This window comes from Candidatus Streptomyces philanthi, from assembly GCF_059553635.1.
Genome location: NZ_JCANQV010000085.1, coordinates 1 through 22,065, shown reverse-complemented (window position 1 = coordinate 22,065; position 22,065 = coordinate 1). Strand labels below are relative to the sequence as shown.

Here is a 22,065-nt window from a genome sequence, read left to right as displayed (position 1 = left end):
CTCGCTCCGCTCGTCGCCCTCCAGGGCCGCGCGGGCCGCCACGATCCGCGCGGCCGGCTCGCACGCGGCGGTCAACTCCCCGGCCCCCGCCGCCGACCGGACGAGCAGCAGAAGATCGGCGGCCCGGCGCAGCACCTCGGGCGGACACGGCACCGCCACCGCCACCTGCCGTACGAGGGCCAGCACCTGCGGGATCTCGTCGGCCCACGGCACCGCGCCCGCGGACCGGGGCGGCCCGTCCACGGCGGACCGGTCCAGATGCCCGGCCAACCCGTCTCCCCGGTAACGGTGTTCATGGCTCCGCACCCCCTCCGCCAGGTGATACGCCACGAGCCGGGCCAATGCCGCACCCCGTTCCGCGTCCGGCAGCGCGCGCAGCGCGAGGCGGCGCGCGAGCTGCCGCAGCTCACCGGCGAAGCGGTAGCGCCCCGGCTCCGGCTCCTCCATCATCCCGGCCGCCACCAGCTCGTCCAGCGCCTCCCGGGCCCGCGCCTGCGGAACGTCCAGCAGCGCCCCCGCCGCCCCCCGCGACACCACCGGGCAGTCGGGAACGGCGAGAAGCCGGAAGGCGTACCGCGCGAACGACCGGCGCAGGTGGTGGTCGGCCCATGCGGCGGGGGTGAGGAGGAGGGGAGTGGGGGGCGCCTCGCCGGTGTCGTCGGCCTGGGGGACGAGAGAGATCGGGGCGTGCGTCTCGCCGATCGCCTCGGTCGCTACTACGGTCCCACCGCCATGCGGCGCCCCGACGAACAGGAGGCGAGGGTCCTCGCGCCACGCGGCGAGTCCGTCGGCCGGTGGTCCGGATGTGGTGATGCGGTGCGCGGCGGCGCGGACGGCGGGGGGCAGGCCGGCGGTGGCCGCCATCACGGCGTCGCCCGCCCCCGGGACCGCGTCGCTCCGCTCCGCGCCGAGGAGGTCCGTCAGCAGCGCCCGTACGTCGGCGGGTCGGAGGCCGCTCAGCAGGAGCGCGGCGGGGACCAGCTGCGCGGGTGGCCGCCTGCGGCAGGTGAGCAGGACGGCGCAGCCGGGGGCGTCGGGGAGCAGGGTGCGCAGCAGCAGCCGGAGGGCGGGAGTGTCGTCCGGTACGTCGTCGAGCACGAGCAGCACCCGTCGCCCTTCGAGCAGCGCACGGCACCGGGCGGCCCGATCCCCGGACCCGTCCGCCCGTACATCCAGGGCGCCCAGCACCCGAGTGACGGCGGCGGCCACCAGACCGTCCGGGCTCCCACCGTGTTCCCCGTCCCCGAGCGGGACGACGACCTGCCCGTCGGGGAAGTCCCCGGCCACCTCTTGGGCGACGCGCCGCGCGAGCGCGGTCTTGCCGACGCCGGCCGGACCGTGGACACAGCAGACACGCGACGCGCCTCCACCGCTCCTCGCGCCCTCCGCACCACCCGTCACCATCGCCACCAGCCGGGCGGTCTCGGCCGCACGGCCCACGAAGGGCACGCGGTCGGTGACGGGCACGTCCGTCGCACCTTCCGGGTCCCGGGCCGACGCGTCATCACTCGCGGCACCGGTTGCGTCCCCGGAGTACGAGGCGTCCGCGCCGGTCGGCGGCGGGGTCGGGGCCGGGAGCGGTGTCGACGAGAGCCATCCGGTCATCTCGTCGGACGAGCCGTCCTCGGGCTCCACTGGGCCTTCCGGGTCCTTGGGGCTCTCGGGGGCCTTGGGCTCCTCGGGGTCCCTGAACTCCATGGGCTCCTCGGACTCCACGGGCTCCCTTGGCGCCTCGGGCTCCCTGGGCTCCCTGGGCTCCCTGGGCTCCCCAAGCGTCGGCCACGCCTCCCCACCCGCGCGTTCCCTACGGTCCCCCTGTTCCGCACAGTCCGTACGCTCCACCCACCCCGCCCGGCCAGCCGTCTCCCGTCCCATCACCTCCTCCCCCATCACCCCCTCCGGCACCACACCCCCCATCCGTTCCAGCACCGGGCTGGTCAGTACGGCGAAGGCGCGGGCCGACTCGTTCAGGCGGAGTTCCCCGGTGGCGTCCCCCATGAGGACCGGGAAGTCCGGGAGGCGCCCCATGTACGGCTCCAGGCAGCGACCGACCGCCTCGACGACGTCCACGGCCTGTTCGGCGCCGAGGCCGCTGAACAGCAGTTCGCGGACGCCGGGGCGGAAGTCGTAGACGGGTTCCGTGGGCGCGGACGGGTCCGCCGGGCCGAGGGCGCGGCCCAGGGTGCGGGCGGCGGCCGTCTCGCGCTGCCGGTCGGTGCGTTCGAGCAGTCCGCCGAGCAGGATCTCGGCGATGTGCGTGGGGCCCGCCTCGGGCATCGTGGCGGCGCGTACCAGGTGCATCAGGGGGGTGGTCAGCGGCCGGATCGCGGACAGCCGGACGGCGAGACGGTACGCCTCGGGCGAGAACGCGCCACGGAAATACGCCAGCAGCTCCTCCGCGCTGCCCCGGGGCCGGCGCTCCGGCCCTACGGGGGTGCCGTCGAGCAGCGTGGTGTCGACGAGCTGCGGGGCATTGGGGCGGGTCAGTATCCGCGCCCACTGCTCGACGGCCGACGCGGTCGGGTGCAGTACGGGCAGGACGAGGGCGCCCTCCGCTTCCGGGTCGTGCTCGCCGCTGAGCGGGTCCCGGACGGAGATGCGCCCGGCCGGGTCGAAGCCGCCCGGCGCGGCGATCAGGCGGGGCCTGGCCTCCAGCGCCGTCCCCCGCCACAGGCGACGCGGCAGCGGGTTGAGCACCGCCATCGGGCCGCCGCGCCCCCACGCCGTCAGGGCCTGCATGGTGCGCGGCGCACGCCACCCCGGGCTCGTACCGTCGGTGAGGAGGAAGGTCACCGTCGTACCGGGCCGGGGCCGGTGCACCGGGCAGGCCGGGTCCGCCGGGTCGATCCCGTGGACGCGAACGGAACGGAAGACCGCACTCCGGTCGAGCAGCGCCCGCACCTCGGCGACCAGCGTCCCCCACACCTGGAGCGACGGCGAACGGTCCACGAGCAGCACCGCCGACCAGCGCAGCTCCCGGTCCGGCCGGGACACCACATCGAGAAACCCGGTCTCCGCCGCGAGCCGTACGGTGGCGTCGATGTCCGGAACACTCCGGTGCGCGTCCTCACGGGTGTCCCGCAACGGACGCAACGCCCGCCCCACATGCTGCGCATGCGGCAACGCCCGCCGCACCGGCGCCCGCACCGACCGCGCCCGCTCCGCCCCGGCCGGACCTCCCTGGCTCCCCATGGCGTAGAGCGCCCTGCGCGGCGGCCGGGACGGGGTGGTACGAGCGGGAGCGGCGCCGGAAACGGGCGAGGCGCTCGGGGAGGTGGCGTCGGAACGGGACGACGTCGCGGGGGTGGTGGCGCCAGAGCGGGACGACGTTGCCGGGCTGACGGAGTCAGGATCGGTCGACGCTTCCGGGGAGGCCAGGTCGAGACCGCTCGACACTCCCGGGGAGGTGCCACCACGATCGCTCGACGTCACAGGGGAGCGGGAACCGGTCCCGGCCGACGTTACGGACGAGCCGGAGCCGGGCCCGACCGTCGCCGGGCCCCCCGCCCCGGCCCGGGGCCCGGTCTCCGCCCCCGAAGCCACAGCGCCAGAACCAGTCGGCGCGTCCGAGGCCAGAGGCCGTTGCCCAGGAAGACGCGACTCAGGAACATCCCCCACCGGCTGGTCCGCCACCCCGCCGACGCGCCCCCCGGCACCAGCACCAGCCTCCGCCCGTCCCGCCCCCATCACCCGTGCCAACCACAGCACTTCGAGCAACTCGGTGGCGTCCAGGTCGTAGCCGGCGCCGGACAGGGTCTTCCGCAGTCGGTCGATCATGGCGAGAAAGGTTCGTCGAGTCGGTGGAGTACGGCGGAGAGGAGTTCATCCCTGGTGAGGTCGGCGCCGGTTATCCGCAGATGGACGGCGGCCAGCAGTTGGTCGGCGGCGAGGGTCTGGGACGCGGCGCGTTCCTCGAACGCCGTGATCAGGTCCTCGGACTCGGCCAGCGCCCGTTCCCCCAGGTGGTGTCCGACGATCCTGCGGAGGCGGTCGCCGGTCGGGTCCGGCAGGTCGAGCCGTACGCAGCGGCGCAGGAAGGCGGGCGGGAAGTCGCGTTCGCCGTTGCTGGTCATGACGACGATCGGGAAGTGGGTGCAGCGGACCGTGCCACGGTGGATCGTCACCCGTTCGCGGCTGCCGCTCAGCGGGACCCGTACGTCCTGCTGGTGCTCGGGCAGCCGGGCGAGTTCGGGGATCTCGAACTCGCCCTCGTCCAGGACGACCAGCAGGTCGTTCGGCAGGTCGATGTCGGCCTTGTCGAGTTCGTCGACGAGCAGGACCCGGGGGCGGCCCGCCGCGAGGGCGCTGCCCAGCGGCCCCAGGCGCAGATAGGCGCCGATGTCGTCGGCGGTGTGTGCCCGGCGGTTCCGCAGGCGGCGGGCGGCGCCGCCGAGCCGGTGCCCTCCGCCGCCGCGCGCCTCGCGTTCGCGGCGCAGCGAGGTCTCCCGGAGGCGGCCGACGGCGTCGTAGCGGTAGAGGGCGTCCTGGAGTGTCGAGCGGCTGTTGACCGACCAGCGCAGGACGTCGCCGAGCCCGAGTTCGTCGGCGAGCGCGCGGGCGAGGGAGCTTTTCCCCGCCCCGGGGCGCCCGGTGACCAGCAGCGGGCGGTGCAGGTGGAGTGCCGCGTTGACGACGGAGATCTCGTGGCGGTCCAGGAGGTACGGGGCGATCGCCGTGCTGCGGCGCGCGGCGGGAAAGCGCCGCCACGGGGGCGGTTCCGGCAGGGGCGCGGACCCCCGGAACACCCACCAGTCCTCCGGCCGCTCCCCCGCCCCGCCTCCGGGCACCGGCCGTCCGTCCCCTGGTCCGGTCCCGGTGCGTGCCCCTCGCGCCCCGGCGACGCCCGGCGCTTCCCCCCTACCGTCGCCGCCCGCCGGACGGTCTCCTCCCGCTCCCGCTCCGGTCACCGCGCGCGCTCCCGCAGGCCCTTCACCACGCGCCCCGGGGGTGTCGGGGGTATCTCCTGCCCCTCCACCACCGCCCGCGCGTTCCCCGCGCGCCCGGTACGCCGCGCTTTCCCCTGGTACTCCGGTCACCGCAGTTCTCTCCTCGTCGCCTCTTTCCCCGCCGTCCGCGGCCGGACCACCGGACGGTACCGCCCGGCGTGCCCGCCCCCGGCCGGCCCGCCACTCTCCGTACCCCGTGCCACCGCCCGTCTCACGGCTGCGTCAACACCCAGGCGTCCGGGGCGAGCCGGGCCGGGCGGTAGTCGGGGGCGTCGTAGAGGAGGGAGAGGCCGCGGCCGTGGTGGGTGGTGTGGTCCGGTTCGGCGAGGGCCTTGGCGCGGGCCAGGCGGACGGCCTCGGGGATCTGGCCGTGGTCGGTGCCGTCCACCAGGGCCAGGAGGTCGCGGGCGAGGTCCTCGCCGTGGTCGGCGCGGTGCCACAGGACGGTGTGGACGCCGGCCTGGACGCACTGCCGCAGCAGGGTGCCGTGGTGCTGGGGCGGGCAGCACACCACGACCGCACCGGTGTCGCGGTGCACCTCCAGTTGGGCGCGGGCCACCCGGCGGTCGGTGTGACGGTGGTCGAGCACGAGGCCGGTGGTGTGCGGGAGGGCCGCGGTACGCAGCTTCCATCCGGCGTAGCTCTCCCGGGAGCGTTCGGTGGTGCGCACCACGACGCGGCGGGTGATGCCCGGCACGAACGGCCCGTCCTCGTCGCCGTCGCCCGATTCCCAGGCGTCGACGTCGAGGCCGAGCCAGGCGGGCGGCAGGAAGTACTCGACCTGCGCGGTCTCCGGGTCCTCGCGGACCTCGGTGCGCAGCACCCGCCGGATGTCGTCGACGATCTGTTCGCTGCCGGCCTCGGTGTCGCGTACGAGGGTGAGCCGGTGCGAGCGCCGGTCGGGCCAGGCCCAGATCTGGTAGGTGAAGCGGCGCCCGGTGGGCGCGGGCAGCAGTTCCACCTGGACGCGCGGGATGAACGGCGCGTCGGCGGCGGCCGTGGTGGTGGCCGCGAGGTCGGCACGGAACTGGCCGATCGCGCCGGCGTCCACGCCGGAGCGCGCGGCGACCCGTTCGACCCAGGCGTCGAGGTCCTCGGCCGGGTAGGCGCCCACGGCGCGTTCGTCGGCGCTGATCCGCACCACGCCCTGGAGCAGGGGCGGTACGGGTCCGCCGGAGGTGGCGGTGTAGCCCTCCAGGACGTCCATGGCGTCGGCGAGTCCGGTGACGGCGGGGAGTTCCGGGGCGTGCGGCAGGACGCGGTCGAGCAGGGCGGCCGGGTCGGTGCGGGTGCAGTGGGCCAGCAGTCCGGCGAGATCGCGGCGTTGGCGGGTGGTGAGGAATTCGCCGGGGCGCACGGTGCGGGCCGCGCGCCGCAGCTGCTGCCAGGCGTCGTGGTCGGTCCGGGGGACGGCACCGGGCCAGGCGGGATCAGTGGCCGCGGCGGGGACGTGGTCGCGTACCAGGTCGAGGAGTTCGGGGATGCCGCGGCGGACGCCGGAGGCGAGGCCGACGAGGCGGTCGAGGTCGGTGGCGGGTCCGGCGGAGGGGCGGCCGAGGCGGGCGGCGAGCCGCCGTTCGCAGTCGAGGACGGCGTCGGGCCCTGGCAGGACCCGTTCGAGTGCCATGAGGAGTTGCTGGACGCCGCGCCGTGCGGTGGGGACGGCGGGGGGCGGCAGGGCGGGGAGTTCGGCCTCGACGGCGGGGACGCTGATGGCGTAGAGGGTGGCGGGTGGTGCTCCGGAGGTGTCCGCGGCGCGGTGGACGGCGACGACCACGCCGACGACGGCCTGCCGGCCGCGGTCCCAGAGCGGGCCGCCGCTGTAGCCCTCGGTGACGCGGGTGCCGCCCTGGACGTCGAGGGCGATCCAGGGCGGTGCGGAGACGCGGGGGACGGCGCGGAGGGCGGGCAGGGGGTTGCCGCTGGCCCACAGGGCGATGACGTCCCCGGAGTAGCCGTGCGGCAGGAAGGGCGCGGGCTGGGCACCGTCGGGCGGGTCGCAGGTCAGTTCGAGGACGGCGAGGTCGCCGTGGTGGGGCAGCCGCCCGGGGACGGCGGGGGCGTGGCCGTGCGCGGTGGCGCGGGGCGGCGCCCACATCTCCGGGACGACCCGGGCGGTCAGGTCGCGGGTGGGGTCGGTGTGCGGCGACCGGAGGGTGACGGTGTCGGCGGGCCCGGGCACGGGGGTGGCGTAACGGTCCCGGCCCAGGGCGCTGTTGACGACATGGGCGCAGGTCAGGACGAGTCGTTCGGCGACGAGCACGCCACCGCCGACGGGCTGTCCCGCCTGCCGTACGGAGACGAAGGCGCGGTGCAGGGGCGTGTCGTCGTCGGCTCCGGGGAGGGGGCCGGCGCAGTGGGTCACGGGGCCGCTCCGCCGGGCTCCGCGGCGTCACCGGCCCTCCCGGTCCCGTCGGCCGCCTCGGCGGGGGCTCCGTCGCGGGGGGCCAGTTTCCAGGTGGCGGACACCGTGAAGCTGGCCTCGCCGGTGCCCGAGAACACGCCGAGGCTGAGGTCGGAGCCGAGGGTCACGCCGAATTCGACGGAGACCTCGTCGGGCCGGTGGTCGCCGCCGGCGATGGAGCGGTGGATCTGGCCGAGCACCCCGCCGAGGGGGCGCAGGGCCTCTTCCAGGACGGCCCCGCCGCGGGTGAGCGCGCGGGTCATCCTGTTGTCGACGCTGACGGGTTGGGCGCCGCCGAACTGTTCGGGCAGCTCCAGCCCGTCGCCCGCGTCGGCCGGTGGCGGCGCGGTCCGCCGCGCCGGGGTCCCGGCAGGCTCGGCGCGCAGCCATACGACGGTGTCGTCCTCAAGTCTCAGTGCCATGTCCCCCATGACGATCAGTCTGGCACGCGGGGAGCGGAATGTATTCCTCCATTCGCGCCGGAGCGGCGGTGATCCTGCGCATCCGGCGCGTCGCGGGCCGGATCGCTCAGCCGGTGAGCAACGCCCGGGCCAGTTGCCTCGATTGGGCGACGAGCCGGTCCTTGCTGTCCCAGACCTCGGCGTCCTCCTCCAGGAAGCCGCCCGACAGGTTGCGGGTGGTGATCGCGATACGGAGGGGGCCGGGGGCGGGGCGGTGACGGACGTGGACGGTGAGTTCGACGGTGGGGACCCAGCCGGTCAGCCCCATCTCGAAGGCCGTGGGCGGCATCCCGTCGACGGCGAGCAACAGCGACAGCGGATCGGGGTCGCGGCCGTCGGCCAGCCCGAACCAGCCGCGCATCTCCCCCTTGCCGGACGGCGCGCCGACGGCCCAACCCGCGGTGGCGGGGTCGAGCCGGATGTCGAGGCGTTCGGTGATCGCGTTGCTGCCGGGGATGGCACTGCCGGGCGCGTCGCGGTTGCCAGGGCAGTCCTCGTACGGGGGCAGGGCCGGGGGTTCGGCGGTGGTGCGGACGTCGTCGGGCAGGGCGTCGAGGTCGCCGTAGGAGGCGAGCACCCGTATCCGTTCGACCTCGGTGCCGTCGTCCGCGTACTGGAGGAGGGTGGCGGTGCCGGTCGACAGGGTGCGGCCGGTGCGGACCGTCTCGGTGCGGATGACGGCGGGGCCGGGCACGGAGGCGGTCAGGTAGTGCGCGGTGAGGGTGAACGGGTCGGGGTGCGGGAGGGTGTCGGCCAGGGCGCGCCCCAGGACGGCGAGGAGGTAGCCGCCGTTGACCGCCTGGATGATCGTCCAGCCCGCGGAGAGTTCGGTGTCGTAGACGCCGGGGGCCCGGCGGTGTACCGCCGTGTCGCGGTCGAACTCGCTGTTACCTGTGGTCACCATTGCCATGGCGGGCACGGTACACCGATAAATTACCGACCGGTAGTGTCATTTCCTGTGATCCCAGCAGGTGGACGCACTCCGTACGAATGAGGCGCTTTGGGATGATGACGCCCATGCTTCACGTGCTCTATCTGGTCGGCGTCTCCGCCTTCGCCGCGAGCGGGGTGCTGGCCGCCTACCGGGCCAACATGGACCCCTTCGGCGGCATGGTGCTCGCCTTCGCCGCTGCCATCTCCGGCGGAACGCTCCGCGACCTCATCCTCGACCGCCGCCCCCTGTACTGGACGCACGACTGGGTCCTGCTGACGGTGATCATCTGCGTGGGCGTCGGCACCATCGTCTACCTGCGCTTCCGCACCCTGCCGCGCCGCTCGCTCCTGGTCGCCGACGCGGCCGGGCTCTCCGTCGTCACGGTGATCGGCGCCCGCGCCGCCATCGACGCGGGCGCCACCCCGCTCGCGGTCCTCATCCTCGCGGTGATGACGGGAGTGACCGGTGAGGTCGTGCGCGACGTCCTGTGCGGGGAGTTCCCCCCGCTCCTGCTGCGCGAGGACGTCTACGCGATAGCCGCACTCGCCGGAGGCGCCTGCTACCTGGCACTGCACCACCTCGGCACCGGGGAGAACGCCGCGGCCGTGGTCTCGGCGGGCCTGGTCTTCGCCCTCCGCATGGCCGCGGTCTACTTCGGACTGCACCTGCCCCGCCCGCACGGCCGGGGCCGGCCCGCGTCCGGCTGACCCCTCACCCCTCGGGCAGCGCGGACCCGCCGCCGGCCTGCGCCAGGCGCGTGCCCCGGCTCTCCGCGACCCGGTGGACGTCGGCCAGCGACTCGGTCAGGTCGACGGCCAGCAGGTGGAGTTCCCCCGGCGTCCAGGACCGGTTGTCGAGCACGCAGCGGGCCTCACCGAGGAGTTCGACGGCCAGACCGAGCTGCGCCTCCTCGATGTCGTCGGCGATACGGGTCACCATCCCGTTCCCGGCGCCGAGCAGATAGGCCGGCTTGCCCTCCGGGGAGGACCACGGGAGCAGCCGCACGATCTTGTCCGTCATCTCATCAGCTCCGTATCTGTGTGCGAAGAAAAGGCTGTTTTCCGGCAACGCCCCTGGTACAGCGGTTTTCGGCCAGCGGAGTGCATACCGGCTGTAGCCATGGAGTCACCCGATCAACGCAACCGGCAATAGAATGGGGGCGCTTGAAACGGCAGCGCTCAAGGCCGTGCCCTGCCGCGACGCCGTCGTGCGCTCCCATGACGAGAGGTCATAGCGTTGGACGAGACAACGCCACCCGAGCACTTGAACCCGCTCCAGCGTTTCGGCCGTGACGTCAGACAGGTCCGACTCGCCCGCAAACTCACCCAGAAGCAACTGGGCCTGAACACGGGCTACTCCGAGGCATACGTCTGCAAAGTAGAGACCGGCGCCCTCCTCCCCCGCCCCAGCGAAAAGTTCGCCCGAGGCTGCGACCTCGTCTTCGGCACGGGCGACCTCTTCCAGAACCTGCTGAAGAGGATCGACGAGGGGGACCATCCGAGTTGGTTCGTGCCGTATCTGAATCTGGAGCGGAAGGCGACGCGGATACTGATCTACGAGACGAACCTCGTGACCGGCATCGTCCAGACAGAGGACTACGCGCGGGCCGTCTTCCGTGTTTCCAACCCTCGTGCGAGTGCGGAAGCAATCGAGGACAAGGTGGCAGGGCGGCTACGGCGGCGTGAGGCGATTGAACGGGACGCCCAACCATCGCTTTGGGTCATCCTTCACGAGGCATGCCTGCGCACCGTCGTCGGCGGCACCGAAGTCATGGCGGGGCAGCTGGGGTATCTGCTGACAGCGGCCGCGTCACCGCACATCAATCTTCAGATCATGCCGTTCTCGGCGGGCGCTCCGGCCGCACACGCGAAGCCTTTCACCGTGCTGCGCTTCAAAGACTCCCCCACGGTGCTCTACACAGAGTCTCGGGTAGGAGGCAAAATGCACGACTTCGCACAAGCGGTCGACGCTGCCCTGGATGACTATGATCTGCTCAGGGCGCACGCGTTGTCCCCCGATCAGTCAGTGGACCTCATCAAGAACCTGCTGAAGGAGCACCGCGCATGAGCCCCGTCCTAGATCTCGCCGCCGCCGAGTGGGTCAAGTCGTCCTACAGCGATGGCAGTGGCGGTCAGTGCGTCGAGTTCTCCCGCACCTTCACCTGGTGCAAGTCGTCCTACAGCGACGCCAGCGGCGGCCAGTGCGTAGAGTTCTCACCCGACCTGACCTGGGCCAAGTCGACGTACAGCGAGGGCAACGGCGGCGACTGCGTCGAATTCTCCCCCGCCCTCTCCCAGATCCAGGGCATCGTCCCCGTCCGCGACTCCAAGGCCCCGGACGGACCGGTGCTGATGTTCCCGGCCGCCGACTGGTCCTTGTTCATCTCCGCCGTGAAGCGCACGGACTTCACGGCCTGACCAGCCCGCCCCACCCTCACCCCCACCACCACGAACGGCCCCCGAACCCGGGGGCCGTCGTCGTGTCGGGCGGCGACCGCGTCCGTCCGGCGTGGCCGAGATACACCACCCCCAAGGCGACTGTCAGTGCCTTGTGTCATCGTCACTGCATGTGAGCCGAGCGTCACGCCAACGGCTCGCAGTGGCAGACGCAAGAGCCACGGGGGAGGCACTGCATGGCTGGCGACGGCTTCGATGTGGACATCGATCAACTCCGTTCCGCCGCACCGACATTCCACCGGGAGTCGGCCGCACTGGAACGGGCGGCGACCCAACTGCGGCAGACGCTCGACGGTCTGGGGCAGCCGTGGGGCGACGACGAGCAGGGCAAGAAATTCGAGCACGCCTACGCCCCGCACCGCGCGCAGACGGAGAAGGCGGCCACCGCCTTGGCCAAGGGCCTGTCCAGCATCACCAAGGCCATGAACGACATGGCCGCCAACCATGAGGACGCGGACCGCTCGGCACAGTCCGGCTTCTCGGACGGTACGTGATGGGCGCCGCCGACAAGGCCAAGGAGATCGTCCAGGATTTAACGGGCATGTGGTGGCCGAAGGGCGACGAGGACGAACTCAGGGAGGCCGCCCGGGCCTGGCGCACCTTCGCCGACGAGGTCGAGGACTGCACGGCCGCCTGCCACAAAAAGGCCCAGGACGTCATCGACACCAACAAGGGCAGGTCGATCGAGGCGTTCGGCGCCTTCTGGCGGAAGTACCACGGCGGCGGCAAGGGCTACCTCGACGACATCACCTCCGCCGCCCGCGACATCGCCAAGGCCCTGGACACCTACGCCGACCAGGTCGCCGAGGCCAAGAGGAAGATCGAGCACGAGCTGGAGATCGCCGGCGCGGTCCTGATGGCGGGAACGGCACTGGCCGTCTTCACCGGCGGCATCAGCGAAGTCGCCGCCGCCGGCGCCACCGAAGCAATCGTCGCCGCCGCAAGCACAGCGGGCGTGGCCGTCTCCACCACCATCGCCGAGATCGCCGGCACCACCCTGGCCACCGCCGCCCTCAGCGGCCTCGAAGCCATCACCCTCGACGTGGTCGTCGCCCAGGGCACCCGCAATCTCCTCGGCGACCAGCACGGCATCAATCTCGCCGAAGCCACGGACGCGGGAGTCACCGGCGCCCTCCTGGGCGGCGTTCTCGGCGGCGCGGCCCGCACTACCAAGGCCGTCGCGGACACCGGCGGATTCAGGCCGGTCTTGCCGGAGATCCGGTTCGACGGTCTCCACTTCCGCCCAGCGCTCGACCGGATGGGCAAGCGGCGCACCTGGCAGCTGTACCGCGCCAGCGGCTCGGACGCCATGGCGCCACCCGCCAAAGCGGGCGACGACCTGCTGCCGTCCGGGCATCCGGTCTATCACGGCAAACAGAGCACGACGATCGGCTACGACGACTTCACACTCTCCAACTCGGAACGCGTAGCACGGGTGCCGGGTATTCATGACGTCATGGTGCACGGGACGCAAGATGGCGTGTTCCTTGCAGGGCACATGAATCCAGCCGGAAAGGTGAGAACGACTTATCAGGTAAGCCCCCACCACATCGTGGAGGCGGTCCGGAACAATCCCCAGTACGACGGGGGTCCCCTGCGACTGATCTCTTGCCGGTCAGGAGCAGGAACGGATCCGCTCGGCCAGTACGTGTCCAATGAGTTGGGTGTCCCCGTGTACGCTCCGACAGAGCGGATTGGCGTGGATCGCGCCCTGGGAAGTCAAGAACCCTCCATCGACATGGACGGATACTGGCGAATTTTCCTTCCGATCACCGGTCCATAACTGTCATTGCGAGGAACAATGATCCGACGTCTCGGGTACTTCGAAGAACATGGTGACGACGGCCAACCGGAGACATGGGGCACATCATTCGCCGCTGCCACGGCCGGGCCGCCGGCACCGGACGAGGAGCGGGTGCTTTCCTACCTGGGCGGCGGTGACGAAATCTACAGTGTGATGGGTCCCGAGAGGGACGTTGTCTCGGGAGAATGGATCAGCGACGGCGGGTGCTTGTTCACGGACGGGGAGTGGGTGTGGCACGGATACGTCACCCATTATCTCTCCCGCTACCACATCTCCCTGCCGGACGAATTCCTCGATCACGTACGGCAATTGCAGTATCAGTGCCCTGCGGTACCGTTCGAGCGCGGAAGGGAAATCATGGCCGAGTTGTTCCCCCGCCGGCCTTCTCCCTGGGGTTGATATCCGCGCACATTCCCGTCCCCGGCCCGCGCCAAGGCCACACCGACGCCCTACCCCGCAGCACCCCCGCCCCGGCCCACAGCCGGAACGGAGGCACTGTGGCACGCGGGCGCCGATAGGCCCCCCCGCTACTCGTCCTCCCCCTCCGGATGATGACAAGCAGCCTTGTGCCCCGTGCTCAGTGTCACCAGCGGTGGCTCCGTCGTGGTGCAGACCTCGGTGGCCTTCCAACAGCGGGTGCGGAAGCGGCAGCCGGACGGGGGGTTGATCGGGGAGGGGACGTCGCCCTTGAGGAGGATGCGTTCGCGTTCGGTGCGGCGTTTGGGGTCGGGGATGGGGACGGCGGACAGCAGGGCCTTGGTGTAGGGGTGACGCGGGGTGTCGTAGAGGGAGGTGCGGTCGGCGAGTTCGACGACCTTGCCGAGGTACATCACGGCGATGCGGTCCGAGACGTGGCGGATGACGGACAGGTCGTGGGCGATGATCACGTAGGTGAGGCCCAGTTCCTCCTGGAGGTCGTCCATGAGGTTGACGACCTGGGCCTGGATGGAGACGTCCAGGGCGGAGACCGGTTCGTCGGCGACGACCAGTTTCGGCTTGAGGGCCAGGGCGCGGGCGATGCCGATGCGCTGGCGCTGGCCGCCGGAGAACTCGTGCGGGTAGCGGTTGTAGTGCTCGGGGCTCAGGCCCACCAGTTCCAGCAGCCGCTGCACCTCCTTCTTGACGCCGCCCTCGGGCTCGACGCCCTGGAGGCGGAAGGGGGTGCCGATGATGCCGCCGATGGTGTGCCGGGGGTTCAGCGAGCCGTACGGGTCCTGGAAGATCATCTGGATGTCGCGGCGGAGCGGCCGCAGCCGGCCCGGCGACAGATGGGTGATGTCCTGGCCCTCGAACTCGATGGTGCCGCCGGTCGGCTCGTCCAGCCGGGTGATCAGCCGGCCCATGGTGGACTTGCCGCAGCCGGACTCACCGACCACGCCCAGGGTCTCGCCGGGCAGGACGTCGAAGTCGACGCCGTCGACCGCCTGTACGGCGCCGACCTGCCGCTTGAGCAGGCCCTTGGTGATCGGGAAGTGGCGTACCAGGCCGCGGACCCGCAGCAGCGGCTCCGCGGGCCCGTCCCCGGTGGTGTCCGGTGCGGCGCTGGTGCTCTCGTTGGTCGTCTCGGTCACAGCTTCGGCGCAATCTCTTCGGTCCAGATACGCTCCCGCTCCTCCTGCGTCATGTGGCAGGCGGAGAAGTGCCCGCCGCCGACCTGCCGCAGTTCGGGGCGGACCGTGCGGGTGACGTCGTCCTTCGGCACGTCCGCGTACGGGCAGCGGGGGTGGAAGGCACAGCCGGACGGCACGTTGATCAGGCTGGGCGGGGAGCCCTTGACGGGGATGAGCCGGTCGGTCTGATCGCGGTCGATCCGCGGCATGGAGCCGAGCAGGCCCCAGGTGTAGGGGTGCTGGGGCTGCCGGAAGATCCGGTCGGCGGGGCCGCGCTCCACGCACCGGCCGCCGTACATCACCAGCAGGTCGTCGGCGAGTTCGGCGACGACGCCCAGGTCGTGGGTGATGATGACGACCGCCGAGCCGAACTCCTTCTGGAGGTCGCGGATCAGGTCGAGGATCTGTGCCTGGACGGTGACGTCGAGGGCGGTGGTCGGCTCGTCGGCGATGAGCAGTTCGGGGTTGTTGACCAGCGCCATCGCGATCATGGCGCGTTGGCGCATACCGCCGGAGAACTGGTGCGGATGGTCGTCGACCCGCTTGTCGGGCTGCGGGATGCCGACGCGGTCGAGCATCTCGACCGCCCGCTTGCGCGCGGTCTTCTTGTCGACGTCATGGTGGACGCGGTACGCCTCCACGATCTGGTTGCCGACGGTGTAGTAGGGGTGCAGCGCGGACAGCGGGTCCTGGAAGATCATCGCCATCTGGCGGCCGCGCAACCGGCGTACCTCGTCGGGGTCGGCGGCGACGAGTTCCTTGCCGTCCAGCCAGATCTCGCCCGACATGCTGACCTTGGCGCGCTGGCGGCGGGAGGCGCGGTGCAGTCCCATGACGGCGAGGGAGGTGACGGACTTGCCGGAGCCGGACTCGCCGACGATGCCGAGGGTCTTGCCCTTCTCCAGCGTGAACGACAGCCCGTCGACGGACTTCACCAGGCCGTCGTCGGTGGGGAAGTGCACCTTCAGGTCGCGGACGTCGAGGAACGCGGCGGGCGCTCCGGACGCGGCCGGGCTCTGGGGTGTCTCGGGGGTCTCGGTCACGACAGCCTCACCCGCGGGTCGACGGCGGCGTACAGGACGTCCACCACCAGGTTGCACAGGACGATGAAGAACGCGGCGAGCAGGGTGACGCCGAGGATGTTCGGCAGGTCGTTGGCGTTGATCGCCTCCACCGCGAAGGCGCCGACGCCCTTGAGGGAGAAGACCTGCTCGGTGATGAGGGCACCGCCGAGCAGCAGCCCGAGGTCCATGCCGAAGACGGTGATGATCGGGGTGAGCGCGGCCCGCAGCCCGTGCCGGACGACCACCTTGCGTTCGCGCAGGCCCTTGGCGCGGGCGGTGCGGATGAAGTCCTCGTTCAGCGTCTCCAGCATCCCGGCGCGGGTGAGCCGGGCGTAGAGCGCGGAGTAGAGGAACGCCAGGGTGACCCAGGGCAGGACGAGGGTGCGTGCCCACAGGAAGGGGTCCTCGGTCAGCGGTATGTAGTCGCTGCGCTCGAATATGGGCCACTGGTAGGTGAACAGGGCCAGTGCCAGGGCACCGGTGAAGAACATCGGGAGGGAGACGCCGGCGAGCGCGACACCCATCGCCATCCGGTCGAAGACCGAGCCGGGGCGCAGGGCGGAGAGCACACCGGTGGCGACGCCGGAGACGACCCACAGTACGGCGGCGCCCGCGGCCAGCGACAGGGTCACCGGCAGCCGCGATTGGATCTCCGGCCAGACCTCGATGTGGGTCTTGAAGGAGTAGCCGAAGCACGGCACATGGCAGCGTGCCGCTTCCGGGCCGAACTTGTAGTCGACGCCGACGAAGATGCCCTTGAGGAAGTCCCAGTACTGCTCGTACACGGGCTTGTCCAGGCCCAGGTTCTTCTTCACGGCGGCGATGTCCGCGGCGGTGGGGGCCTTGCCGATGTACTGCTGGGCGAGCTGGTCGGTGGTCTGCCCGGCCAGTTTCGGCAGCAGGAAGAAGATGCCGAAGGTGACCGCGCTGACGATCAGCAGCAGCAGTACCGCGCTGAGCAATCTGCGGATGAGGTACGCGAACACGGGGATGCGGCGTCGGCGCCGCGGGCCGGCCCTGGCCGGCCCGCGGGCACTCGTGCCTTCACCTGCCTTCCGGGGGCGCTACTTCTTGACGCCGATGTTGAGGTAGTCGTACTGCCCGCTGTAGGCGGAGGTCGCGACCATGTTGGTGGCCTTCGGCGAGCGGTAGTTGAGGACCTTGAAGTAGGTGAACGGGACGATCGCCGCCTGCTCCATCGTCTTCTTGTCGATCTCGGCGTACGCCTTCTCGCGGGCCGCCTGGTCGGTGTTGGCGATGGCGCCGTCGAGCAGCTTGTTGATCTCCGGGTCGTCGAGCTGCGACAGGTTGGCGTTGCCGGACTGGCTGATGGCCTTGCCGTGCAGGATCTGCTGGAGGTAGCCGTAGCCGGTGGGGAAGTCCGAGCCCCACTGCATCATCATCAGGCCGACGTTGTTCTGCTTGTCGAACTTGGGCGCGCCGGCGTAGTCCGAGAAGTACTTGCTGGACGGGTACGTCTGGATCTTGGCGGTGATGCCGATCTGCTTCAGCGAGTTGATGACGGAGGTCGCCGCGTCCACCTCGTCCTGGCGGTCGTTGCGGGCCAGGATGGTGGTGGTGACGTTGCCGGCGCCGCACTTGTCCCAGTGCTTCTTGGCCTCGGTCAGGTCCAGCTTGTCGCCGCTGTACTTCTGCGGGTACAGGTCGTACTTCTGGTAGCCGGCGATGTCGGTCGGCAGGACGGTGGAGGCGATGTCACCGCGGATCGGGCCGCCGAGGGCGGTCTGTACGGCCTTCTTGTCGATGGCGTACTCGACGGCCTTGCGGCACTCGATGTCGGTGAACGGCTTCTGCTTGGTGTTGATCGCCAGGTAGTTGAGGCGCTGGCCGAGGGCGTTGTCGGTGTTGGCCTTCAGCTTGGGGTCGGTCAGCAGGCGGGCCTGGGTCTGGCCGTCGACGCCGCGTCCGGCGATGTCGGCGAGGGTGTTGCCGGCCTGGAGGTCCTTGTCGATCGTCGACTGGGCGACCTTGAGGTTCAGGACGACCTTGTCGGGCAGCTGCTTGCGCAGCGGGTCCGTCTTCGGCGACCACTTCGGGTTGCGGACGAGGACGACCTTCTTGCCCTCCTCGTAGCTCTCGAACTTGTACGAGCCGGAGGAGACCACGGACTTGGTGTAGTCGGCGCCCCGGTCCTTGGCCTGCGGCACCGGCGCGGTCTGCGGGGCGCTGACCAGGTAGTCGAACTCGGCGAACGGCTTCTTGAGGTGGAAGACGATCGTGTGGTCGTCGGGCGTCTCGATGGCCGAGAGGCCCTTCTTGCTCTTGTCCTTGTAGGGGCCCTTGTAGTCGTCGTCGTTCTTGACGAACTGCTGGAAGTAGTTGGGGCCCAGCGAGAGGACGTCGCGCGCGAAGTTGGAGCGTTCGACGGCGTACTTGACGTCCTGCGAGGTGATCGGGTTGCCGTCCTCGTAGACCAGACCCTTGCGTATCTTGTACGTCCAGGTCTTGCCGCCGTCGGACGACTTGCCGAGCGACTCGGCCAGGTCCGGGACCAGTTCGTTGCCCTTGGTGCCGGGGCCGGGCTTGAAGGTCGTCAGCGGGCGGGCGTAGAGCCGGCTGAAGTTGTAGACGTACGCGTAGTACGTGTTGCCCGGGTCGAACGATTCGGGGGCGTCGCTCAGCGCGAGGGTGACCGTGCCGCCCTTCTCGTCGGAAACGTTGACGATGCCCTTGGTGGCGGCGTTGGCCTCGGCACCGGAGTCTCCGGAGCCCTTGCCGCCGCCGCAGCCGGCCAGCAGGGCCGCGCTGGAGATCGCCGCGATGGTCGCGGCCGGAACTGACCTTCGCATGATGGTCGGTGTCCCCTTCGTTCGTCGGGAGTGGTGGGGCGTCTGAGGGTGGCCGGCAGGCATCAGCGGCTGCGCGGGTCCAGCGCGTCCCTCAGACCGTCACCGAGCAGGTTGAACGCGAGTACGGTGACGAAGATCGCGAGGCCGGGGACGATCATGTACTGGGGGTCGACCTCGTAGTACTTGACCGCCTGGTTGAGCATGCCGCCCCAGGACGCCTGCGGCGGCTGGATGCCGACCCCGAGGAAGCTGAGCGCCGCCTCGAAGAGGATGTTGGAGGGGATCAGCAGCGTCGAGTAGACGATGACCGGGCCCACCAGGTTGGGCAGCAGCTCGCGGAAGAGGATGAACGGTCCGCGGGCGCCCATGCCCCGGGCCGCGTCGACGAACTCCCGCTCGCGCAGCGAGAGCGTCTGGGCCCGGACGATGCGTCCCATGTACGGCCAGTTGAAGAAGCCGATCACGAAGATCAGCACCGAGATGTGCAGCGGCAGACCCGACAGGCCGAACGCGCCGCCCTGGAGGGAGGCGGAGATCGCGATGGCGAACAGCAGCAGCGGGAAGGCGAGGAAGACGTCCATCATCCGGCTGATGAACGCGTCCACCCGGCCGCGGTAGAAGCCCGCGACCACGCCGAGCACGGTGCCGATGGCGACCGACAGCAGGGTGGCGCCGAAGGCGACGATCAGCGACACCCAGGAACCCTCGATGACCCGGGCGAGCAGGTCCCGGCCGAACTTGGGGTCGACGCCCAGCGGGTGGTCGCCGCTCATGCCGCCGAAGTCGCCCTTGGGCAGGGTGGTGTTGGGGTCGATCAGATGGGTGTTGGGGGCGTTGGGGTCCAGACCGAGCAGGGACTGGAGGGGCCGCGAGAGCGCGGCGATCACGATGAGGACGACGACGATGACGGCGCCGGCCACCGCGACCTTGTCCCGCCGGAAGCGCAGCAGCGCGATCCGGCCGAGGGAGCGTCCCTCGATCCGTTTGCTGCCGACGCCCTTGAGCACCGCTTCCGGCTGCGCCTCGGCAGCCGCCCCGGTGGTCTCGATCGGTGCGGTCACGGTGCCCTTGACCCCTCTCGGCCGACGGCGGCCGCCCATGCCGGGCGCGTCGGCCCGGTCCCCATCACTCGTGCAATGCGTGTAACTGGTGCAACTGGTACGGAAGTAGCGGATGTTCGCGCTGTGCCGGTGCACAGGCGCACTCAGCGCCACCGGCTCTGATGACATGCGTGCACTGGGTCGAAACCCTGTGCTGCCGGAGTCTTCATCGCAGCGGCGATCACTCACCAGCCCTGGAAACGAATGGATGCGCAACCGTGATGTGCCACACAGCTTTCCGTTATACGGACAGTGGCGTCGTCTGACCGGTGCGACGAGCAGGGAAAGGGGGGATCAACTACCGGGCGAAAGAGGGGAATTAGGGGAACACGCGGGCGCGGGTGAAGACCGGTGGGCCCGAGTCGGAGTTACGACGTGTAGCGATGGCACGACCCGTAGTGGGGTGCCGTGGTGGCGGTTGCGCGGATGCGGTCAAGGAGGGGACGGACGGAACTGACGGGGCCTCGGGTGAGACTTCGGGCGGGAGAGGTGACGGACAGGCCGGTGATCTCCCGTCCGTCGCGCCATCGGGCCGGGCCCCGACGGCCCGCCCGCCGCCCCGTCAGTACGGGCGCGGGTAGCCGTACCCGTAGGACGGCGGGGCGGGCGGCGGCGGTCCCGGCATGCCGTAGGCGTCGCGGTCGAAGAAGGGGCGGGTGCAGGAACGCATCCACATGCCGACCGGGTCGTACTCGTCGTTCATGGCGACCGTCGACACCGGGAGTCCGTCCGGCACCGCGCCGATGGACTGCTGGACCATCATCCGTACCGAGTCCACCGCCTGCGGCCCGGTGTCGTACAGATCCAGACCGATCGCCAGATACGGGGCGCCGAGGGCGGGTTGCACCCAGGCCCTGCGCAGGGAGCGCACCGCGGGCGTGTGATGGGCGTTCTGCGCGAGGAGCCCGTAGAACTGCGGGATGTCGAGGGCCGGTTCGCTGATCCGCAGGGGGCCGGCGGGGAGCCGGTCGAGGCCGCCGGCGATGCGGCGCAGGTCGAGCCAGGGGATGCCGACGCCGCCGCCGGGGGCGTGCGGATTCAGCCACAGGCCCCAGCGGTCGGGGTAGAGCGCCGAGGCGATCTCGGTACCGGTGACGAGTTCATGGTCGCGGTTCCAGCCGGAGGCGGCGAGTTCGGGCGCCGAGGTCACACAGGGCGCGTAGCCGAGGCCGTCGACCTCCATGTTCCCGTACTGCGCGTCGGGCGCACCGGCGTTCCCCTGCCACAGCAGCATCCAGACCTGGCCGGCGGCGAGGGCGTGCAGCAGCGCCTCATAGGCGTCGTACCGACCCGGGGAGACCTGCGCCAGCATCTGCTCGACCTGCCCGGCCGCCGCCGCTCCCTGATGCGCACCCGCGCTCACGTGGACCGTCCCTCCTTCGGCGGGGCACGTGGGGTGCGCCCGCCCGTCGTCCCCCAGCTTACGAGGGGCCGCGGGTGTAGAAGGGCCGTACGCGCTCCAGCATCCGGTCGGCGACCGGGTCGCCCTGCGCGAGGTCGAGCATCACCAGCTGGACGGGCCAGGGCACCGGCACCGAGCCCAGCGCACGTCCCAGCGCTCCCAACACGGCCTCGCGGGCGGCGTTGTCGTCCGGGAGGACGGTGGTGGTGTCGATCCGTACGCCGACGAAGAGAGCGGGCGTGTCGCCCTCGATGCTGGCCAGAGCACGCCGGGCATCCAGGACAATTCCGACGGAGGAGAACTCCAGGCCCGCCGCGGCGAGGAAGTCCACCGGCTCGTCCTGCCAGTCCGGTTCGAAGATCCGCACCCGGCCACCGGTCGGCCCGGCGTCGTACTCGTCCTGGCCCAGGCGGCACAGTTCGGCCACCGCGGGCGCGGGCAGCGGCGCGCCGACCGTCCCGCCCGGGTTGACCGCGATGCCCAGCTTGGGCGGCAGCCCGCGGGCGAACTCCTGGGCGGGCGCGACGGCGAAGGACATGTGCGGCCCGACGACCCGCTGGAACTCCTGCTCGGAGGTGAAGACGGGGACGTAGGCGGCACCGTCGATGTCGACGGTCGGCAGGTCGAGGCCCGGGGCACCGGGGCCCGCGCTCTCCGGCCCGCCGCCCTTGGGCAACGGCACCCACACCCGGCTGCGGCCCAGCACCTCGACGATGCGGGCCCCCGCGTCGGGGTACCCGACCGACGCCGCGAGGACCTCCTCCAGCTCGTTCGCGGGCCACGCCAGCGGCGGTATCCCCTGCTCCGGAACGTTCATCTCACCCACCTGATCACAACCGCGCTTCCGGCCGACGACCCTAACGGCAGGGGGGCGGGGGGCGGCAAACGGCGGGGGTGCGGCGGGGTGCGTACGGGCCGGCCGGGGCACGAGCGTACGGAGGGGCCGGCAGGACGCGGACCGGGCCGGATGCACAAGGCCCCCCGAGGTCCCCTCACCCGAACCCCACCCTCCCCACCGCCCCCGCCGCCCCCCGGTCGAGCAGGACCGTCCCGGTGATCCCTTCCGGCGGCCGG

19 protein-coding genes are annotated in these 22,065 nt (G+C 71.4%); 6 read left to right on the top strand and 13 right to left on the bottom strand.

The window, feature by feature from the left end; genetic code table 11:
• The 5 genes from AC51EU_RS12955 to AC51EU_RS12935 form a co-directional block, all read right to left on the bottom strand.
• Positions 1 to 3,687 (bottom strand): SAV_2336 N-terminal domain-related protein (locus AC51EU_RS12955; protein ID WP_496267020.1); only part of this gene is annotated, 3,687 nt, incomplete at its 3' end.
• A gap of 86 nt (positions 3,688 to 3,773) precedes the next feature.
• A complete protein-coding gene (locus tag AC51EU_RS12950; protein ID WP_496267019.1) occupies positions 3,774 to 4,787 on the bottom strand; it encodes an AAA family ATPase in 1,014 nt (337 codons plus the stop codon).
• 370 nt (positions 4,788 to 5,157) lie between these two features.
• Positions 5,158 to 7,311 carry a VMAP-C domain-containing protein gene (locus tag AC51EU_RS12945; RefSeq protein ID WP_496267018.1) on the bottom strand — a complete coding sequence of 718 codons (2,154 nt, stop codon included), beginning with the start codon at positions 7,309 to 7,311 and terminating at the stop codon, positions 5,158 to 5,160.
• Entirely contained in the window at positions 7,308 to 7,772 is a 465-nt protein-coding gene (locus AC51EU_RS12940) for a CU044_2847 family protein (protein WP_496267017.1), read from the bottom strand. Before AC51EU_RS12940 ends, AC51EU_RS12945 begins: the two co-directional genes overlap by 4 nt.
• 106 nt (positions 7,773 to 7,878) lie before the next feature.
• Positions 7,879 to 8,721 carry a thioesterase family protein gene (locus tag AC51EU_RS12935; protein ID WP_496267016.1) on the bottom strand — a complete coding sequence of 281 codons (843 nt, stop codon included), beginning with the start codon at positions 8,719 to 8,721 and terminating at the stop codon, positions 7,879 to 7,881.
• Between the two features lie 107 nt (positions 8,722 to 8,828).
• Between AC51EU_RS12935 and AC51EU_RS12930 the strand changes: the two genes are divergently transcribed.
• Positions 8,829 to 9,452 carry a trimeric intracellular cation channel family protein gene (locus AC51EU_RS12930; RefSeq protein ID WP_496267015.1) on the top strand — a complete coding sequence of 208 codons (624 nt, stop codon included), beginning with the start codon at positions 8,829 to 8,831 and terminating at the stop codon, positions 9,450 to 9,452.
• A gap of 4 nt (positions 9,453 to 9,456) precedes the next feature.
• Here the strand turns inward: AC51EU_RS12930 and AC51EU_RS12925 are convergent, their stop codons facing one another.
• Positions 9,457 to 9,765 carry a hypothetical protein gene (locus AC51EU_RS12925; protein WP_496267014.1) on the bottom strand — a complete coding sequence of 103 codons (309 nt, stop codon included), beginning with the start codon at positions 9,763 to 9,765 and terminating at the stop codon, positions 9,457 to 9,459.
• A gap of 216 nt (positions 9,766 to 9,981) precedes the next feature.
• Here AC51EU_RS12925 and AC51EU_RS12920 point away from each other — a divergent pair, with 216 nt between their 5' ends.
• From AC51EU_RS12920 to AC51EU_RS12900, 5 genes are all read left to right on the top strand, one after another.
• Positions 9,982 to 10,812, top strand: a complete 831-nt coding sequence (locus AC51EU_RS12920; RefSeq protein ID WP_496267013.1) for a helix-turn-helix domain-containing protein — start codon at positions 9,982 to 9,984, stop codon at positions 10,810 to 10,812.
• Positions 10,809 to 11,162 carry a DUF397 domain-containing protein gene (locus tag AC51EU_RS12915; RefSeq protein WP_496267012.1) on the top strand — a complete coding sequence of 118 codons (354 nt, stop codon included), beginning with the start codon at positions 10,809 to 10,811 and terminating at the stop codon, positions 11,160 to 11,162. Before AC51EU_RS12920 ends, AC51EU_RS12915 begins: the two co-directional genes overlap by 4 nt.
• Before the next feature lie 215 nt (positions 11,163 to 11,377).
• Positions 11,378 to 11,695, top strand: a complete 318-nt coding sequence (locus tag AC51EU_RS12910; protein ID WP_496267011.1) for a WXG100 family type VII secretion target — start codon at positions 11,378 to 11,380, stop codon at positions 11,693 to 11,695.
• Positions 11,695 to 12,984 carry a WXG100 family type VII secretion target gene (locus AC51EU_RS12905; protein ID WP_496267010.1) on the top strand — a complete coding sequence of 430 codons (1,290 nt, stop codon included), beginning with the start codon at positions 11,695 to 11,697 and terminating at the stop codon, positions 12,982 to 12,984. The genes AC51EU_RS12910 and AC51EU_RS12905 overlap by 1 nt, the downstream gene beginning before the upstream one ends.
• Before the next feature lie 18 nt (positions 12,985 to 13,002).
• On the top strand, positions 13,003 to 13,404 hold the full coding sequence (locus AC51EU_RS12900; RefSeq protein WP_496267009.1) for a hypothetical protein: 402 nt from the start codon (positions 13,003 to 13,005) through the stop codon (positions 13,402 to 13,404).
• 128 nt (positions 13,405 to 13,532) lie between these two features.
• On the opposite strand, the gene AC51EU_RS12895 is transcribed toward AC51EU_RS12900, so the two are convergent.
• From AC51EU_RS12895 to AC51EU_RS12865, 7 genes are all read right to left on the bottom strand, one after another.
• Positions 13,533 to 14,576 carry an ABC transporter ATP-binding protein gene (locus AC51EU_RS12895; RefSeq protein WP_496267008.1) on the bottom strand — a complete coding sequence of 348 codons (1,044 nt, stop codon included), beginning with the start codon at positions 14,574 to 14,576 and terminating at the stop codon, positions 13,533 to 13,535.
• Complete coding sequence (locus AC51EU_RS12890; RefSeq protein ID WP_496267007.1) at positions 14,573 to 15,658, bottom strand: ABC transporter ATP-binding protein; 1,086 nt, start codon at positions 15,656 to 15,658, stop codon at positions 14,573 to 14,575. The genes AC51EU_RS12895 and AC51EU_RS12890 overlap by 4 nt, the downstream gene beginning before the upstream one ends.
• Positions 15,655 to 16,665, bottom strand: coding sequence for an ABC transporter permease (locus tag AC51EU_RS12885; protein ID WP_496267006.1), 1,011 nt, complete (start codon positions 16,663 to 16,665; stop codon positions 15,655 to 15,657). The genes AC51EU_RS12890 and AC51EU_RS12885 overlap by 4 nt, the downstream gene beginning before the upstream one ends.
• 78 nt (positions 16,666 to 16,743) lie before the next feature.
• Complete coding sequence (locus tag AC51EU_RS12880) at positions 16,744 to 18,489, bottom strand: ABC transporter substrate-binding protein (protein ID WP_496267005.1); 1,746 nt, start codon at positions 18,487 to 18,489, stop codon at positions 16,744 to 16,746.
• Between the two features lie 62 nt (positions 18,490 to 18,551).
• A complete protein-coding gene (locus AC51EU_RS12875) occupies positions 18,552 to 19,550 on the bottom strand; it encodes an ABC transporter permease (RefSeq protein WP_496267004.1) in 999 nt (332 codons plus the stop codon).
• A 601-nt stretch (positions 19,551 to 20,151) separates the two neighbouring features.
• A complete protein-coding gene (locus tag AC51EU_RS12870) occupies positions 20,152 to 20,952 on the bottom strand; it encodes an enhanced serine sensitivity protein SseB C-terminal domain-containing protein (RefSeq protein WP_496267003.1) in 801 nt (266 codons plus the stop codon).
• A 58-nt stretch (positions 20,953 to 21,010) separates the two neighbouring features.
• The gene (locus AC51EU_RS12865; RefSeq protein ID WP_496267002.1) at positions 21,011 to 21,808 is read right to left on the bottom strand and encodes an enhanced serine sensitivity protein SseB; all 798 of its coding nucleotides are present in this window, start codon (positions 21,806 to 21,808) and stop codon (positions 21,011 to 21,013) included.
• Positions 21,809 to 22,065: the final 257 nt, after the last annotated feature.

Excerpts from the sequence above, each read along its gene's own strand:
- AC51EU_RS12940 (WP_496267017.1), bottom strand. The coding sequence starts at position 7,772 with ATGGCACTGAGACTTGAGGACGACACCGTCGTATGGCTGCGCGCCGAG.
- AC51EU_RS12935 (WP_496267016.1), bottom strand. The coding sequence starts at position 8,721 with ATGGCAATGGTGACCACAGGTAACAGCGAGTTCGACCGCGACACGGCG.
- AC51EU_RS12930 (WP_496267015.1), top strand. The coding sequence starts at position 8,829 with ATGCTTCACGTGCTCTATCTGGTCGGCGTCTCCGCCTTCGCCGCGAGC.
- AC51EU_RS12925 (WP_496267014.1), bottom strand. The coding sequence starts at position 9,765 with ATGACGGACAAGATCGTGCGGCTGCTCCCGTGGTCCTCCCCGGAGGGC.
- AC51EU_RS12915 (WP_496267012.1), top strand. The coding sequence starts at position 10,809 with ATGAGCCCCGTCCTAGATCTCGCCGCCGCCGAGTGGGTCAAGTCGTCC.
- AC51EU_RS12910 (WP_496267011.1), top strand. The coding sequence starts at position 11,378 with ATGGCTGGCGACGGCTTCGATGTGGACATCGATCAACTCCGTTCCGCC.
- AC51EU_RS12905 (WP_496267010.1), top strand. The coding sequence starts at position 11,695 with ATGGGCGCCGCCGACAAGGCCAAGGAGATCGTCCAGGATTTAACGGGC.
- AC51EU_RS12900 (WP_496267009.1), top strand. The coding sequence starts at position 13,003 with ATGATCCGACGTCTCGGGTACTTCGAAGAACATGGTGACGACGGCCAA.
- AC51EU_RS12880 (WP_496267005.1), bottom strand. The coding sequence starts at position 18,489 with ATGCGAAGGTCAGTTCCGGCCGCGACCATCGCGGCGATCTCCAGCGCG.
- AC51EU_RS12865 (WP_496267002.1), bottom strand. The coding sequence starts at position 21,808 with ATGAACGTTCCGGAGCAGGGGATACCGCCGCTGGCGTGGCCCGCGAAC.